At 42.9% G+C, this 18105-nt stretch carries 11 protein-coding genes; 8 read left to right on the top strand and 3 right to left on the bottom strand.

Annotated elements, in window-relative coordinates:
• The first annotated feature begins 135 nt into the window (after positions 1-135).
• The 3 genes from pdeM (at position 136) to EO132_RS06650 (ending at position 5795) form a co-directional block, all read left to right on the top strand.
• On the top strand, positions 136-768 hold the full coding sequence (gene pdeM / locus EO132_RS06660; protein WP_127137139.1) for a ligase-associated DNA damage response endonuclease PdeM: 633 nt from the start codon (positions 136-138) through the stop codon (positions 766-768).
• Positions 769-931: 163 nt separating this feature from the next.
• Entirely contained in the window at positions 932-4321 is a 3390-nt protein-coding gene (gene mfd, locus EO132_RS06655; protein ID WP_127137138.1) for a transcription-repair coupling factor, read from the top strand.
• Between the two features lie 46 nt (positions 4322-4367).
• The gene (locus EO132_RS06650; protein WP_127137137.1) at positions 4368-5795 is read left to right on the top strand and encodes a KAP family P-loop NTPase fold protein; all 1428 of its coding nucleotides are present in this window, start codon (positions 4368-4370) and stop codon (positions 5793-5795) included.
• Positions 5796-6202: 407 nt separating this feature from the next.
• On the opposite strand, the gene EO132_RS06640 is transcribed toward EO132_RS06650, so the two are convergent.
• From EO132_RS06640 to EO132_RS06630, 3 genes are all read right to left on the bottom strand, one after another.
• Positions 6203-8158, bottom strand: coding sequence for a DUF3352 domain-containing protein (locus EO132_RS06640; RefSeq protein WP_235856395.1), 1956 nt, complete (start codon positions 8156-8158; stop codon positions 6203-6205).
• 100 nt (positions 8159-8258) lie between these two features.
• Entirely contained in the window at positions 8259-8918 is a 660-nt protein-coding gene (locus tag EO132_RS06635; RefSeq protein ID WP_127137135.1) for an aspartate kinase, read from the bottom strand.
• Positions 8919-8974: 56 nt separating this feature from the next.
• Positions 8975-9334 (bottom strand): YraN family protein, encoded by a 360-nt coding sequence (locus EO132_RS06630; RefSeq protein ID WP_127137134.1) that lies wholly within the window; start codon positions 9332-9334, stop codon positions 8975-8977.
• Between the two features lie 171 nt (positions 9335-9505).
• On the opposite strand from EO132_RS06630, the gene EO132_RS06625 reads away from it, so the two are divergent.
• The 5 genes from EO132_RS06625 to EO132_RS06605 all read left to right on the top strand — a co-directional run bounded on the left by EO132_RS06625 (position 9506) and on the right by EO132_RS06605 (position 18099).
• Positions 9506-11002 carry a DUF1800 domain-containing protein gene (locus EO132_RS06625; RefSeq protein WP_127137133.1) on the top strand — a complete coding sequence of 499 codons (1497 nt, stop codon included), beginning with the start codon at positions 9506-9508 and terminating at the stop codon, positions 11000-11002.
• A gap of 10 nt (positions 11003-11012) precedes the next feature.
• Positions 11013-12731: a DUF1501 domain-containing protein gene (locus EO132_RS06620; RefSeq protein ID WP_127137132.1), complete on the top strand. Its 1719-nt coding sequence runs from the start codon at positions 11013-11015 to the stop codon at positions 12729-12731.
• A 143-nt stretch (positions 12732-12874) separates the two neighbouring features.
• Entirely contained in the window at positions 12875-14950 is a 2076-nt protein-coding gene (gene metG / locus EO132_RS06615; protein ID WP_127137131.1) for a methionine--tRNA ligase, read from the top strand.
• Positions 14951-15063: 113 nt separating this feature from the next.
• Complete coding sequence (locus EO132_RS06610) at positions 15064-17196, top strand: Tex family protein (protein ID WP_127137130.1); 2133 nt, start codon at positions 15064-15066, stop codon at positions 17194-17196.
• The gene (locus EO132_RS06605) at positions 17197-18099 is read left to right on the top strand and encodes a histone deacetylase family protein (protein WP_127137129.1); all 903 of its coding nucleotides are present in this window, start codon (positions 17197-17199) and stop codon (positions 18097-18099) included.
• The last annotated feature ends 6 nt before the right edge of the window (positions 18100-18105 follow it).

Raw genomic sequence — 18105 nt, 5'->3', positions numbered from 1 at the left:
GTTCAGCATGACGCAAGAAGGTCATTTCGATATGAGGAGGGTAACGACGATTGAGAAATCTAAAACTTGATTTCTCACACTTGCTTCGCTCGGTTCGAAATAACAATTGAACTACCTTTGCGGTATCTGATATTAATGGTGCAAAATATTCAAATACACAACCAAAAATTTCAACTCCACCCTTTGGGCGGGTTATTTTGGGAAGAGAAATCACTCTTGCTGATCAGTGATGTACATTTGGGCAAGGTATCCCACTTCAGAAAGTTCGGAGCGGCCGTTCCGAGAAAGGCCATTCACCAAAACTTTTTGCTACTCGATAAAATCGTGTCCGATTTTCAACCTTTTCAAATCTGTTTTTTGGGCGACCTCTTTCATTCATCGTTGAACAAGGAGTGGGAATTGTTTGAAAATTGGGTGGCAAAGACACCTGCCGAAATACTTTTGGTAGCGGGCAACCACGACATCATTGCCCCAGAAAAATTTGAGAAACTAGTGGTTTCCATATTTTCAGAGTTGGTCATTGATTCTTTCCTATTGACTCATCATCCCGAGGAACGCAAAGGGTATTTTACCTTTTGCGGACACATACATCCGTCCATAAAACTGAGAGGTTTTGGCCGGGAACGCATCAAGTTGCCCTGTTTTTTCAAATCTGTAAATCAAATGATTCTTCCCGCATTCGGTCAATTTACAGGAACCCATTCCCTCGACCCTAAGGATTCAGACGAGGTATATGCCATTGTGGAGAACAGTGTTATTAAGGTTTAGATGTCTCGACTGCCCCCTCGACTCCGCTCGAAATGACACTGCCGATTAACACGATTACCTATAAGTGGGATGCTGAAACAAGTTCGGTATGACGAAAAGAAACCCCAAAAAACATTTTTAGTAAAACTTTTCGCGGTCTATCTTTGCCGCAAAGTTTTTTGGATTGACCAAAACCCCGATTTCCCAACTTTTTGAACAGTCTCCCCAACTTGGGAAACTGAGGGACAGGATTGCCCAAACTCAACACAACGACGCCCAAGCCTCACGTAAAATCAACATCAAAGGACTTGTGGGCTCTTCACTTTCCTTTGTGATTTCAGAAGCTTTCAAATCAGCTGAATCTCCATTTCTATTGATTCTGAACGACAAAGAGGAAGCTGCCTATCACTTGAACGATCTGGAGCAGTTAATCGGAGAAAAAGATGTGCTTTTTTACCCTGGAAGTTATCGTAGGCCCTATCAAATTGAAGAAACGGACAATGCCAACGTGTTGCTACGTGCCGAAGTGCTCAACCGCATCAATTCCAGAAAAAAACCTGCCGTAATTGTTACCTATCCCGATGCGCTTTTTGAAAAAGTGGTCACGCGAAAGGAACTGGACAAGAACACGCAAAAGATAAAGATCGGCGACGAAATTTCGTTGGACTTTTTGAACGAAGTGTTATTTGAATATCAGTTCAAGCGAGTGGACTTTGTGACCGAGCCTGGAGAATTTTCGGTTCGAGGCGGTATTGTGGATGTTTTCTCCTTCTCGCACGATGAGCCTTACCGGATCGAGTTTTTTGGGGATGAAGTGGAAAGTATTCGAACTTTTGATGTGGAAACACAACTCTCCACGGATAAAGTGAAGAAAATCACGATTATTCCGAACGTGGAAAATAAGTTCACGGAGGAAATACGGGAAAGTTTCTTAAAATATATTTCAGATAAAACGGTGGTCTTTGCCAAAAATCCTGCGCTGATTTACGACCGCATCGATTCCTTTTTTGAAAAAGCAAAGGAAAGTTTTGATAAGTTGAGCAAAGAAATCAAACACGCCCAACCCAAGGAATTGTTTTTGGATTCGGCTTTGCTGAAAGAGCAGTTGAATGATTATTTGTGTATTCACATCGGAGTTTCGAGTGAGACCCTGAAACAAGTTCAGGGTAACGAAATCCAATTCAACACCAGACCACAACCTTCCTTCAATAAAAAGTTTGACCTGCTCATTGAAAACCTCAACGAAAATCGGGATGCGGGTTACAGCAACTATATTTTCTGTTCCACAGAGCAGCAGGCCAAGCGTTTTCACGACATTTTTGATGAAGTGGATCAGACGGTGCACTACCAAACCATCATTTTTCCGTTGTTCCAAGGGTTTGTAGATCAAGATTTAAAAATTGCCTGCTACTCAGATCATCAAATTTTTGAACGTTACCACAAGTTCCATTTAAAGAATGGCTATGCCAAAAAGCAGGCCATCACACTGAAGGATCTCAACAAACTGGAAATTGGGGACTATGTGACGCACATTGATCATGGTATCGGTAAGTTCGGCGGACTGCAAAAAATCGATGTGGAGGGCAAAAAACAGGAAGCCATCAAACTGATCTATGGCGACCGGGATATTCTCTACGTCAGCATCCACTCGCTGCACAAAATATCCAAATACAATGGCAAGGACGGTGCCCCCCCGAAAATCTTCAAGTTGGGTTCCGCTGCCTGGAAAAAACTGAAGCAAAAAACCAAGGCAAGGGTCAAAAAAATTGCCTTCGACCTTATCAAAGTCTACGCCAAGCGTCGATTGGAAAAAGGGTTTCAGTACGCTCCCGACAGCTACCTACAACACGAACTGGAGGCTTCATTTATCTACGAGGACACCCCTGACCAAGAAAAGAGCACCCAAGAGGTCAAGAAGGATATGGAGAGTGAACGCCCAATGGACCGCTTGATCTGCGGCGATGTTGGTTTCGGAAAAACAGAGGTTGCCATTCGGGCCGCATTCAAGGCCGTGGACAACGGTAAACAAGTCGCTGTTTTGGTACCGACCACCATTTTGGCCTTTCAGCACAACAGAACGTTCAGGGAACGTTTAAAGGAAATGCCCGTAACGGTGGATTACCTCAACCGTTTCCGTACCGCCAAAGAGAAAAAGGATGTATTGGAGCGCTTAGGCGCTGGTAAAATCGACATCATCATCGGTACCCATCAACTGGTGAACAAAAACGTTCAGTTCAAGGATTTGGGACTACTGATTGTGGACGAAGAGCAAAAATTCGGGGTTTCGGTCAAGGAAAAACTGCGTTCCATCAAAGAAAATGTGGATGTGCTTACCTTAACGGCCACCCCTATCCCGAGGACCCTCCAATTCAGTTTGATGGCCGCTCGGGACCTTTCGGTCATCAACACACCGCCACCCAATCGATACCCTATCGAAAGTCAGGTCATTCGGTTGAACGAAGATATTATCCGCGATGCGGTGTCCTACGAAATCCAAAGAGGTGGACAGGTGTTCTTTATCCATAACCGTATTGAGAACATCAAGGAGGTGGCAGGGATGATCCAACGTTTGGTGCCCGATGCCAAAATTGGAATCGGCCACGGACAAATGGAAGGAAAAAAATTGGAGTCCTTGATGCTTTCCTTTATGAACGGGGAGTTTGATGTATTGGTTTCCACCACCATTATTGAAAGTGGCCTGGATGTGACCAACGCCAATACCATTTTCATTCACAATGCCAATAATTTTGGGCTGAGCGATCTCCACCAGATGCGCGGTCGTGTGGGCCGAAGCAACAAAAAAGCATTCTGTTACTTCATTACCCCTCCGTACGAAGTGATGACCACCGAAGCTCGCAAACGTATCGAGGCCCTGGAACAATTCACGGATTTGGGAAGTGGTTTCAATATTGCAATGAAGGATTTGGAAATTCGTGGAGCGGGAGACCTGTTGGGAGGGGAGCAGAGTGGTTTCATCAATGAAATCGGGTTTGAGACCTATCAAAAAATACTGTCCGAGGCGATTGATGAACTTAAGGAAAATGAGTTCAAGGAATTATATGATGAAGTGGAAGGCGACAAGGAAAAAGTATACGTTAAGGAGATGCAACTCGACACGGATTTTGAATTGTTGTTCCCAGATGATTACATCAACAATATTACCGAGCGCCTGAACCTCTATACCCAATTGAACGATGTAGAGGATGAGGAAGGCCTTCAAAAGTTTGAAGCACAACTGGTGGACCGTTTTGGGGAGTTACCAGAACCTGCCCTGGATTTGATGAATTCCGTTCGTATTAAATGGATCGCCACGCATATTGGTTTGGAAAAAGTCATTATGAAAAAGGATAAGTTCATCGGTTACTTTATTGCCGACCAGCAATCCAGCTTTTACCAAAGTGCGGTGTTTACTCAAATATTGCAATATGCGCAAACACATCCGCAACTGGTAAAACTCAAGGAAAAACAGACGCGGAACGGGCTTCGATTATTGTTGGTTTTTGATAAAATCACTAGTGTGGATAAGGCGCTGAAGGCTTTGGAGCCTTTCAATAATTCTGTCCTTTCTTTATAGTTTAGTTAAGAGATTCATATCTTTAAAAGACTAACACTAATCTTAAATGGCAAATTCTTTAAAAAGTAGGGAAATTGACATCCCAAAAGATGGAACAACAGACCCTTTCTTAAATTGCCTTCTAGAAAGAGGGAAATACGCCTCTGTACTTACTAATGTTGTTTCAAACTATAGTGACGGTTTTGTTCTTGCAATCAATAATGAATGGGGAACTGGTAAAACCACATTTTTAAAAATGTGGAAACAGTCTTTGAAAAACGAAGGGTTTGAGACAATTTACTTTAATGCTTGGAATAATGATTTTCAGGAAGAGGTTATTATTGCATTACTATCAGAATTAAGACAATTTGAAAGTCAGGGTAGAGAAAAATTTAAGAAAGTTTTAAAAAATGCACTTCCCGTATTAAAAGGGGCTGGAATTGAGCTTCTAAAGCATGCTGTTGGCAAAGCTACCGGTGATAAAGCAGTTGAACTAATGATAGGAGCTTTTGGAGATTATTCCCTGGATTCATTACATAAGAATCTAGAACAATATGAAGAAAAGAAAAAAGGAATAGAAGCATTCCGGAGTTCACTTAAAGAATATTTAGAGGAAATAGATAATGATAAGCCATTAATCTTTTTCATAGATGAATTAGACAGGTGTAGACCTGATTATTCAGTAAAAGTACTTGAAAAGATAAAACATCTTTTCAATGTAAATGGGATAGTTTTTGTCCTATCCATTGATAAGGAACAACTTGGACATGCTATTTGTGGTGCTTATGGTAGTGAAAATATAGATTCCAACGAATATCTAAGACGATTTATAGACTTAGAGTATTCAATACCTAAACCTGATAATAAGAGATACATAAAGTTTCTTGTAGATAATTATGGATTAAAGGACTTTTTTGGCAACCGAAAAGGGATCCATGGGTATCAATATGACTTGGACTATACTATTCTATTTTTAGAAAGTATTCAGAATTCCTTAAACATTTCATTGAGAAAAATGGAAAAAATTTTAGGCCATATTTCTGTTAGCTTGAAATCTTTAGACAAAAGAAGTATGATTTTGCCAATAAGTTTGATTTTTATGGTAACCTTAAAATTATCAGACAATAATTTTTATCGCAAAATGAAAAACAAAACCGCAAGCTTACAAGAGTTAAATGACTTTTTTGAAGACTTGTTTCTTGAGGGTTGGCCTCAAGATAAATATCACATTTTATCCTTTTTCGAAAGCGAATTGTTATATAATTATTGGCAATATCTTCCAAGATCTAACAATGAAAAACTTTTTGAAAAAACTGAAGACTTAAATGATAATATAACCTTAAAGATAAATTCAGAACTGAATAAAAACTTGGACCCTAATAACCTGAGTGCAAACATCAATGCAATCACTCGAGACTACTCTCGTGAAGAAAGATTTTACCATTTGAATATAATTATTGAAAGTATAGATTTAACAAAGAGGTTCCTATTATGACAAATATGCAACTTATTAATATTGAATCTTGTTCAATCAAGAACTTGACATAAAAATATTTTAAAAAGCCTTGTACACCTGCTTTACGCCCCCAATTTTTGAAGGCTCCAACCATCGGGCCACGATGACCAATCCACTTTTTTGGTCCACCACATATAGCCCTAGTTTACGTTCGGAACTAATGGGATTGTAGCTTTTTTGATCAAATGCTCACTGATAATCTGTTCATCTTGCCATTTCCCATTGTTCAGGAAAAGAATACCGAATCGGGCCATATCCTCCTTGGAAATAAAAAATCCAACTCCAAAGTATCCACCACAACATCAAGGATAGTTTTCAGCAAACACCTATTTGGATGAGATTCTGTGTCAACTTTGCTCAGCATCCGCAAGGAATGACAGTACTAGTTAAAACCGTTTCTTGTGCACTTGTTCCCCTTCTTTATCATAGTAGCGCCAGGTGCCTACCTGCTCGTCATTACGGAAGCGGCCTCGGATTTTTCGGGTGCCGTCGGTGTAGAATTCTTCGTAGCGACCATGTTTTAGACCGTCTTTCAGGTCCACTTCAAACCGTGTGTTTCCGTTGGCATATTCTTTACTGAAGGATTTGGCATTCAAATCCGTTGGATAAATGGGGCTCAGGTTAAAAACGGCGTCTGTGATTTCCAATGAGGCCGTCTTTTGATTTTTGGGAGTCGTTGTATTGGTGCTTTTCGGAAGACCGATCGCTTTTTTCACTTCTTCCACATCCTGATAATTGAGCACCAATCTACTTTCGAACAGGTCTTCTTCGGGCGTCAACTGCAATCCCACCTGAGGGAAACAAATGATGAAATCCTTGTTCTTGCGCATTTTTTGTTTGGTGGGCGTATCGGCCAGGGCATACATATTATCAAATAGCAAAGGCACATTACTGTACACGAACACGGTAGACTCGGAATCGAACTTTCCATCAAAATTTTTGAACTCCTCCGAAGTCGCCAAAATATCCCCCTCCGACACTTTATCAATGATACCCTTTAGGGTATTGGGGCTATCACTGAAAATCACAAAGTCATCAATCTGGGTAAAATAGGGTTTGTCAAACTCATCAAACCTTCCACCCAAGAGCATCTTAAAGAAACCTTTGATGGACAGGAAATTGATTTCGTAGTCCTTATAATTTACCGCTTTGAATTTTACGGGTGTTTTTTTGCGAATCTGTTCCACAACAAAATCCAGATTGGTCTTGGCATCCTCGGCATCATTAGCCTTGAGGACGAGTGCAACATCATTCTTACCTTTGGTAATGTGGGATTGGATTTGGAGTACGGCAATTTCGTCCCCTATCCAACTCACAAAATGTTCCTTTACATCAATCTTAAGGAACTTCTCCACTTTGGCAATTCCCGCTTGATAATTCTCGAACTGCTCTGGGTCGTTCTGCTGGACCATTTCAAAATTCTTATAGAACTCAGCGAAGCTATCAAACCCATAACTGATGTAGAGTGCTGTACTGTTGGGAGCTACTTCGGGAATGGAACGTTCTGCCTTACCCGATTTTTGCAACGCTTCCAAATAGTATTCGTTCACGGCGCTGATGTTGGTATATCCGTTGGCCGTTAAAGTGCTGTTTTCGTCCAAATCAAAATAAAAACCAGAGAACAAAAAGTTCTCGCTCACGCGCTTTACCCAATCGGAAGGTCTATCGGAATACATTTTAATGTAATCATCAAAATAATGGTACTGGACGTACATTCGGAACAAATCCTCATGCCCCACCTTTTGATTGATTTCCAAAAAATTAAGATTACGACCCAATACAGGTTCCATGTACTGATCTATGGAAGCTTCGACCAAGGTATGGGTATACGAAGCCACCAATTGGTTTTTGATGAAGGACAAATACATCGTTTCCTTGCTCTCCCGATCGTGGACTTCCAAAATCTCGTGATCGTGATAGGTCCGTTTGCTCAATACATAACCATCATCCAGTAAGGTGTTCAAATAAGTTTTGAGCAGTTGCAATTTGGCAATGCGCTTTAAATCCAGCACATAGAATATCCCATAATCCTTAGGGGAAATCATGTGGATGGAAATGAACAGGGAACGGTTGTCAAAAAACTCGAAGAGTTTATGATTGTCGTTGAAAACCGTGTCCACTTTTTGAATGTTCTCGGTAAGCTCTGAAAAATAGTCGTTCTTTTTAAGATGGCGCCATCCTTCGCTCTGGCTGATTTTTTCCCAACTTTCCACGGGCTGTTCCGATTCAATGATGAAAACCGCATCCTTCGGAATCAGGTAAATGGATTGGAGATTGGTCTTGGGAGAAAGTATAAAAATATAGGCCAAGTAGCACAGGTACAGCGCTAATAGGCCCAGCATACCGAAAAGAATCCTTTTTTTGGTCATTTTTCCAAAAAGTGTCTCTTTCTACAACGAAGAAGATGACTTTTTAGTTTAGGTCCTAAAAAGGAAAACCGATTTACAGTGATTTCAGGTCTTTTATTGTTTTGAAAGCAACGTCCACTTGCTCATCGTTTACCAAAATCGTAAACTCGTTGGTGGTGGAAATTACCTCATAAAGCACAATGCCCTCCCAGGCCAATCGCTGAAAGATGAAATAGTAGATTCCGGGTACTGAAACGTTCTCCGCTGGCAACTTTACGGTAATGGAGGAAAGGCCCTCTGCCTTTTGGGTGCAGCGCTCCATTTTAAAGTACTTTTCCACTACCCCGTCCATCACATTACTGATCACAATATTGATTTCGTTCACCCCACGCGAAGAAGTATAAAATACATCCTGATTGGCATTCACTTCCTCCAGAAGTCTTGCCTGCTGCCCCAATATGGTATCCGAGGCCAAAAAGGTATAATCCGTTAGATTGGAACGCACGGTAATTTCGCCGATGTTCTTGAGCACTTTTACGATCTTATGGGTCGCCCTGAATTCCAGATCATCGGAAAGACGCTTGAGCGCCATCACAATGGCACCATCTTTCACATCTTTACCCAATTCCTCGGCGATTTCAGGTTTTATCTGTCTGGACAAAGAAGTTAAATTGATAATTCCTTGTGCCAAAGCCGTTTGTAAAAAGGGCTTTTTCTTGATGTAGTGCTCCACTACCGCGGATATTGTTTTCATTTTTTTCCAGTTGGTTTTGAACAAAACTAACATATTGTTATAAAACAAACAAATGGTTAAAAATGATAAAATGCATTTTCAAAGTGCTCAATGTCAAATTTATCTACATTTTTTACTACGGTAATCACATCAAACCTAACCTCCAAATCCCTATCCAATTCTTCCACATAATGGTTCGCTGCCATGGTTAAAAGTTTTACTTTTTTGGATGTGATCGCATGGGATATATCTTCCAGAAAGCCTATATTCCTTGACTTTACCTCCACGATGATCAAGAAGCCATCCTTCTCGGCAACAATACCCACTTCGGCATTGAGGTACCGATAGTTGAGTGCTCTGATCTCGTAACCTGAAGCCTTCAAAAAGTCGACTGCTTTTTGCTCTCCCAATTTTCCAAATGTGTTGTGCTTGGCCATACAATTTGTAAAATTCTAAAAAATTTATGCATTTCATCGAAAAATTTGGTTGTTCATGGACTTTGGAGCGTTAAGATTGTAATTTGTTGGCTCAATTGAACCACATCCAACACTAGCATAAGCATATAGTTACCCCAAAAACTATGTACCATATTAACGCCAGACACTGCTATGGAGTACTTTATCAATTGTAATTCCTCAACCTTGGCGCCGTACACTACTCCATTGGACGAGGTACGTGCGGCCCACTTGTACCGAAGGCTTGGTTTTAGTGCTTCAGCACAGACTATAAGTGACGCTGTTGGACAGACAGCGGGAGCCCTCGTCGATAATTTAGTGGATCAAGCGCTTGCCGCGCCAACCATTCCAGCTCCTGAATGGGCGGATTGGAACAATACCAACTATCCCGCTGATGATGACTTGGCCAGACAAATGCGGAGGGCACAAATTGAAGATTTTACCGCCACCTACGGAAACGCCATTGTCGACAATGAGTTATTGGACCGAATGAGTTTTTTCTGGAGCAACCATTTTGTAACTCAATTGAGCACTTATAACTGTCCCGGATTTCTCTATTATTACATCAATTGCCTACAACGAAATGCCTTGGGTAATTTTAAAACCTTTACCAGTGAAATTGGGCTTACCAGTGCCATGCTCTATTATTTGGATGGTGTTCGCAACCGTGGGGACAATCCCAACGAGAACTACGCGCGTGAACTTTATGAACTTTTCACATTGGGCGAAGGAAACAATTATACCGAAGAAGATATCATTCAAACCGCTGCTGCCATATCCGGATATACCGAGCGGGGAGAAGAAGGATGTACCCAAGTCACTTTTGACCCAACAGAATTCAATACCGATAACAAAACCATATTTGGTCAGACTGGAAATTGGGGGTATGATGATGTCATTGATATCCTTTTCGACCAAAGACCTGACGAAATAGGATGGTTCATCTGTAAAAAATTATACGAGTACTTCGTCCATCCTGATTCCACAAATGATGATGGGGGAATAGCTCCTCAAATCATTGATGGTCTGGCCCAGACTTTTATCAGCAGCGGGTTTGAGATAGCTCCCGTACTCCGCCAACTTTTCAAAAGTCAGCACTTTTTTGATGAAACCGCCATTGGGGTCATTATTAAAAGTCCAGCCGATCTTTATTTCAATCTATTGAAAGAAACCGGCTTCACCTACGATGATATAACGATTTTGAACATGATCGATTCCTGTGCCCTGATTGGCCAAGAATTTTTTCAACCACCGGAAGTGGAAGGATGGCAACGAAATCGAACGTGGATCAACACCAACTTTATCATTGGGCGATGGTTGACCGCAGAATTTTATTTGCAGCGGTTTTATGAGGATAACCCTGAACAATTCAGGGACTTAGGCCTAGAGCTTTCCGGTAATGCTGGACTTAACAGCAATAATCCGGACGAAGTGGCCAAACCCATTATCGAAAAATTTGTACCTAAGGGTTTGTTGACCGACGCCGACTACGAGAGAGCATACCTCGCTTTCAGGAGCGATGTTGACATTAATTATTATGAAGGAGGCACAACACCTTCATGGACTTTACTTGCCTGGGAAACCGGACCATCACAAGTGTACCTTTTATTACGTCATTTGTCCCGTGAACCCGAATTTCAACTCAAATAACCCCATCATCATGTGCGATAATCACCATACCCACGATAAATCCCCTCACAAAGGTCTCGAACACGAAGGCCACGATTTGGAACACAAAAAATGGAGCAGACGTTCCTTTGTCCAAGCTTTGGGCATTGCAGGATCGGGTTCCATGTTTTTGGGAAGCCATATGATTTCGGCTTCCTCTCCATCGCCGTTAACTGCTGCAGTCGCAGCTGCGGAAACCGACAATATTTTAATCCTGATTCGTTTATCGGGAGGGAACGATGGTCTCAGTACCGTGATCCCCATTCAACAATATGACACCTATGCCAATGCAAGGCCCAACATCTATATCCCGGAAAGCAAGGTCCTGAAACTTACCGATGATTTTGGGGTGCCCACTTATATGAGTGCCCTAGAACCACTTTGGGGAGACGGACAGTTCAAAGCCGTGCATGGCGTTGGTTACGAAAACCAGAGTCTGTCCCATTTTACTGGCTCCGATATTTTTGCCAATACCGATTTGACCACGACCGGGTTCTCTGGAGAGAACACCGGTTGGATGGGAAGACATTTCGAGGAACTTTACCCCGATTACCTGATACATCCACCTGCAGCCCCGGCAGCCATTCAAATTGGGAACTTGGCCAATATGATCTTTCAAGGAGAGGAAACCAATTATGCCTTTGTGACCAATAATGTGGATCAATTGGAGCAAATTGCGGAAACTGGTGCCTTTTACGATATAGAAAATGCCCCATTTGGTGATTGTATGTACGGAGATCAATTACGCTTTTTACGTGGCGTTGCCAATACTACCTACGAATATGCGGGCACCATTCATGATGCCTATATGGCCGGTCAAAATCAAGTGGAATATCAGGATAATGGCTTTGCCAGGCAATTGGCGCTCTTGGCTCGTTTGATCAAAGGAAATTTGGGCACAAAAGTCTATATGATCTCTTTGGGGGGATTTGACACCCACGGAAATCAACCCATAGTGCATGAACGGTTGATGTCCAATCTATCCGTTGCCATCAACAACTTTTACGAAGATCTTGCTTTTACCGAACAGGATGACAAAGTGTTGAGCATGACCTTTTCCGAGTTTGGTCGAAGGATCTTTGAAAATGGCTCCAATGGCACAGACCACGGTAAGGCCGCCCCCACCCTTTTCTTTGGATCGGGATTGAGCGGAAGTGCGTTTGTGGGCGACCATCCTTCATTGGACGAACCCAACAACCGAGGGAACCTGGAATACACCATGGACTTCAGAAACCTTTACGGAACCGTATTGGCCGAATGGCTTTGCGTTCCAAGGGAGTCTGTGGAACAGCATTTATTGGGACACCCGTATCAAGCCATCGATTTGGGCTTTAACTGTAGTGGTGAGACATTTGATGAAATCGCATCGGACAACACCCCTCCAACACTGCCCGAAACACCGCCAGGTCAAGACCCCAACAATCCAAACATTGATATTTTGGACGGTATAGAACACGCTGCCATATACCCTCCCACATCACCGAGAAACCCACACATCCATTTGGAAATGCCCGTAGCCGCCCACGTGGATATCGAACTCTTCAATATTTTGGGGCAACGTGTAGGGACCTTGTTCAATGAAATGATGTTGGAAGGCGAGGTCGACATCAACATACGCGAGCGCATGCGTGACAGTCTATCCACTGGAAAATACATCTATCGCATCTCGGTAGGAGAGAAAAAGATGAGCAAATCAGTGATGATAACCTAAAGAAAACAGTACACATTTCAATTCATTTTTCGGAACCCTTCGACAATGTACCCCACACCCCAAATCGGGTCGCATTTTCGAGGGTTTCGTTTTTTATGTGTATCCCGTTAAAATCAGTATTTTTGGGGCCTAATTAGATTTAAATGGCTCAAAATACATCTCCTTCTAGATATACCATTACCGCGGCATTGCCCTACACCAATGGCCCAATCCATATTGGCCACTTGGCCGGCGTATATGTCCCTGCCGATATTTATTCCCGTTACTTACGATTAAAGGGCAACGATGTTGCCTTTGTGTGTGGCAGTGACGAGCATGGTGTGGCCATCTCCATGAAGGCCAAAAAAGAAGGCGTTACCCCAAAAGAAATCATAGACAAGTACCACAGCATCATCAAAAAATCGTTTGTTGACTTTGGTGTTTCTTTTGACAACTACTCTAGAACTTCGGCAGAGGTCCACCATGAGACCGCTTCGGAATTTTTCAAAAAAATGTACGAGCAAGGGGACTTCATCGAAGAGGAGACCGAACAATTATATGATGATGAGGCCAAACAGTTTTTGGCGGACCGATTCGTTATCGGGACATGTCCCAAATGTGGTCACGAAGAAGCCTACGGCGACCAATGTGAAAACTGTGGGTCCTCGCTGAATGCCACTGACCTTATCAATCCAAAGTCCACCATAACCGGAACCGTTCCATCTTTGAAAAAGACCAAACATTGGTTTTTGCCATTGGACCGATACGAGAGCTTCCTGAAAAAATGGATTCTCGAAGAGCACAAAGCCGATTGGAAACCCAATGTGTACGGACAATGTAAATCGTGGATAGATGAAGGGCTGAAACCGCGCGCCGTAACCCGTGACTTGGATTGGGGGATTCCCGTTCCCGTAGAAGGAGGCGAAGGAAAAGTATTGTACGTTTGGTTCGATGCGCCCATTGGCTACATTTCCTCAACAAAGGAATGGGCTGAACGTGAGGGAAAGGACTGGGAACCTTATTGGAAGGACAAGGATACAAAACTGGTACACTTTATCGGCAAGGACAACATTGTGTTCCACTGTATCATCTTCCCGAGTATGTTGGAGGCCAATGGTGATTACATTTTACCGGACAACGTGCCTGCCAACGAATTTCTGAACTTAGAGGGGAACAAACTTTCCACCTCCAAAAACTGGGCGGTTTGGTTGCACGAATATTTGGAGGAATTTCCAGACATGCAAGATGTGCTCCGTTATGCGTTGACCGCAAATGCGCCCGAGACCAAGGACAATGATTTTACTTGGAAGGATTTTCAATCTAGGAACAACAACGAACTGGTTGCAATTTTCGGGAACTTCGTGAACCGAGTGGCTGTTTTGACACATAAATACTATGGAGGCGAAGTACCGGCACCCGCTGAACTTACAGCTTTTGATAAAGAAGCCTTGGAAGCCTTAAGGGAATTCCCAAATACCCTATCCAAATCCTTGGAGCGTTACCGTTTCCGTGAGGCGAGCCAGCAATTGATGAACTTGGCACGATTGGGCAACAAATATTTGGCGGATCAAGAGCCATGGAAGCTCATTAAAACGGACGAGGAGAAGGTAAAGACCATCATGTACGTCGCACTTCAGATCGCGACGGGATTAGCGGTTTTGAGTGAGCCCTTTTTACCGTTTACTTCAGAAAAATTGAAGAAAATCTTAAATCTAGGTTCAAGCGCTGTAGAAACCGACTGGGATGGCGTTGCCACGGCAGAAGCTTTACTTCCGGCAGGACACACCATCAACAAAAGCGAATTGCTCTTTAGAAAAATCGAGGACAAGGAAATTCAACAACAACTCGACAAATTGGAAGCCACCAAAAAAGCAAATGCCCAAATGGACAAAGAAGTAATTCCACAAAAAGACACTATTACCTTTGATGATTTCTCCAAATTGGATATGCGTGTGGGAACCATCATAGAAGCCGAAAAAATGCCCAAGGCCAATAAGCTTTTGGTATTGAAAGTGGATACGGGATTGGACACACGAACCATTGTATCGGGTATTGCGAACAGTTTTAAACCTGAGGATATTGTGGGCAAAAAGGTAACCGTTGTTGCCAACTTGGCCCCAAGAAAGCTACGTGGTGTGGAAAGCCAGGGCATGATCTTGATGACGGAGAACAAGGACGGAAAACTCGTTTTTGTAAATCCTGATGAAGATGGTGTGAGCAACGGAGAAACCATAAATTAATTCATTTCCAAAGAAACTGTCAGGTCGAGTGCAGTCGAGACCCATATTAAAAAATTAATTGGATGGAAAGACTTCCCGACTGCGCTCGAAGTGACAACTACTAAACAAATATCATGCAACTTGTCCCCTATATCGTAAGCCACACCAATCTTTCGGAGAGAAGTGTGGAGAACACCGTTTCTCTTTTAAATCAAGATTGCACCGTTCCCTTTATCTCTAGATACCGGAAAGAACTAACGGGAAATTTGGATGAAGTCGAGATTGGTTCCATTGTCGAATTCAAAAACCAGTTCGAGGCATTGGAAAAGCGAAAAGCCGCCATCATCAAAGCTGTTAAGGAACAAGGTGCGCTTACCCCGGAACTGGAAGCCAAATTTTCACATTGTACCGACCTGACCAGCTTGGAAGATCTTTACCTCCCGTTCAAGAAAAGTAAAAAGACCAAAGCCGAGACCGCACGCAAGAATGGATTGGAGCCTTTGGCCAAAATCATTATGGCGCAACGGAGCGATGAGATTGAATACATTGCTTCCCAATACCTCAGCAAGGATGTCATTAACGAAGATGATGCCCTCGAAGGAGCCCGACATATTATCTCTGAATGGGTCAATGAGCGCACCGATATCCGTAACCAATTGCGGGGTCAGTTGGAAAGGCACGCCTTGTTTACCACCAAGGTCGTCAAAACCAAAAAAGAGGATGAAAAAGCTCAAAAATTTCGTGACTATTTTGATTGGAGCGAACCTTTGAAACGCTGTCCATCGCACCGTTTTTTGGCCATTATGCGAGCGGAAAAGGAAGGTTTCATAAGGGTTAAAGTCGAAATTGACGATGAACGTGCGCTTCAAAGCATGGAAAGACGCTTGATCAAATCCAATAATACCTGTGCAGAACAAATAGAACTGGCCATTGCAGATGCCTACAAAAGACTCTTGTTCCCATCATTGTCGAAGGAAATTCTGAATACGGCCAAGGAAAAAGCAGATGCTGCCGCCATTCAGGTTTTTTCCAAAAATTTAAAGCAATTGTTGCTCGGTGCCCCCTTGGGGGAGAAAAGAATTTTGGCCATTGACCCTGGTTATAGAACTGGCTGTAAAGTAGTCTGTTTGGATGAACAGGGAGATCTTAAACATAACGAAACCATTTATCCACACCCCCCACAGCGGGATAGTTCTGGGGCCATCAAAAAATTGAGTTCCTTGGTGGATGCCTATAAAATCGAGGCCATTGCCATTGGCAACGGAACAGCATCACGCGAAACAGAACAATTGGTGAAACGTGTCCCGTTTAAGAAGGATATCGATGTTTTTGTAGTGAGTGAAGCAGGGGCATCCATTTACTCGGCTTCCAAAATTGCACGGGAGGAATTCCCCAATTACGATGTTACGGTCAGAGGAGCGGTTTCCATTGGTCGGCGTTTGGCCGATCCTTTGGCCGAATTGGTCAAGATCGATGCTAAGTCCATTGGAGTCGGACAATACCAGCATGATGTGGACCAGACCCAATTAAAGACATCCTTGGACACGGTGGTGGAAAGCTGTGTAAACTCCGTCGGCGTGAATATAAACACGGCAAGTGTGCCCCTTTTAAGCTACGTCTCGGGCATTGGTCCGAAACTGGCAGAGAATATTGTCAGTCATCGGAATGAAAACGGAGCCTTCAAAAGCAGGGAAGAAATCAAAGATGTGCCTCGCTTGGGCGGAAAGGCCTTTGAACAGAGTGCGGGTTTTTTGCGCGTCAAAAATGGCAAGAATCCTTTGGATGATTCCGCTGTGCACCCTGAAAGTTATGGCCTGGTATCAAAAATGGCAAAGGAGCAAGGTATTTCCCTCCATGAAATCGTTGGGAATCAAACAGCCCTAAAAAGCATCGACCTAAAAACCTATTGCACTGATTCCATTGGAATGCCGACCCTTGAGGATATTGTAAAAGAATTGGAAAAACCTGGGTTGGACCTTCGGGAAAAGGCCAAAGTGTTCACCTTTAACCAGAACATCAAGGAAATTACCGATTTGCATCAGGGTCAACTGTTACCTGGCATTGTCAATAACATTACCAATTTTGGCTGCTTTGTGGATATCGGCATCAAAGAGAGTGGATTGATTCATATTTCCAATCTCTCGGATACTTTTGTGAAGGATGTCAATGAACACGTGAGCCTTCATCAGCAGATTGTGGTGAAAGTTTTGGATGTGGATGTAGCTCGAAAACGGATACAGTTGGCACTGCATAAACACGGTTCCTAAATGCTCAAAATAGCCTATCATCCCATTTACAAACACCCATTGCCCGAAGGACATCGCTTTCCGATGATCAAATACGAATTGCTGCCACAGCAATTACTTTACGAGGGCACCTGTACCGAGGATAATTTTTTTGAACCCTCATTCCCTGAAGACCATCATATCTTGGCAGCCCACGATAAGATCTATTATCAAAATTTGATGAGTTTGGAACTGTCCAAAAGAGAGGCCAGAAAAATTGGTTTTCCTTTAAGTGACGAACTTGTTCAACGCGAACGCATCATCGCAGATGGCACCATTAAAGGTTGTCATTTTGCCCTTGAACAAGGCATTGCCATGAACATTGCAGGAGGAACCCACCATGCCTACTCGGACAGAGGGGAGGCATTTTGTATGCTCAACGACCAAGCCATTGGTGCCCGGTATCTTTTGAACCATGAATTGGCCAAAAAGATATTGATTGTGGATTTAGATGTGCATCAAGGCAATGGCACCGCCGAAATCTTTGAGACCGACCATTCGGTTTTTACCTTTTCCATGCACGGCAAGGGCAATTATCCTTTTAAAAAGGAAGTCTCTGATCTGGACATTCCTTTGGAAAAAGGCACCACTGATCAAGAATACCTGAGCATCCTTAAAAAGACATTGCCAGCATTACTGGAACGGGTTCAGCCTGATTTTATCTTCTATTTATGTGGGGTGGACGTGCTGGAAACCGATAAATTGGGCACCCTATCCATGGCATTGGATGGTTGCAAGGAACGTGACCGTTTTGTGCTTCAGAGCTGTTATGATGCCAAAATCCCTGTGCAATGCAGTATGGGTGGCGGTTATTCGCCCGAGATTAGAATCATTGTCGAGGCACATGCCAACACTTTTCGCTTGGCAGAAGATATTTATGCCTAATTTTGC

The sequence above is a fragment of the Flagellimonas oceanensis genome (assembly GCF_003992595.1).
Taxonomy (GTDB): Bacteria; Bacteroidota; Bacteroidia; order Flavobacteriales; family Flavobacteriaceae; genus Flagellimonas; species Flagellimonas oceanensis.
Note: the sequence above shows the minus strand (reverse complement) of the source record. Positions and strands in the feature narration are given on the sequence as shown.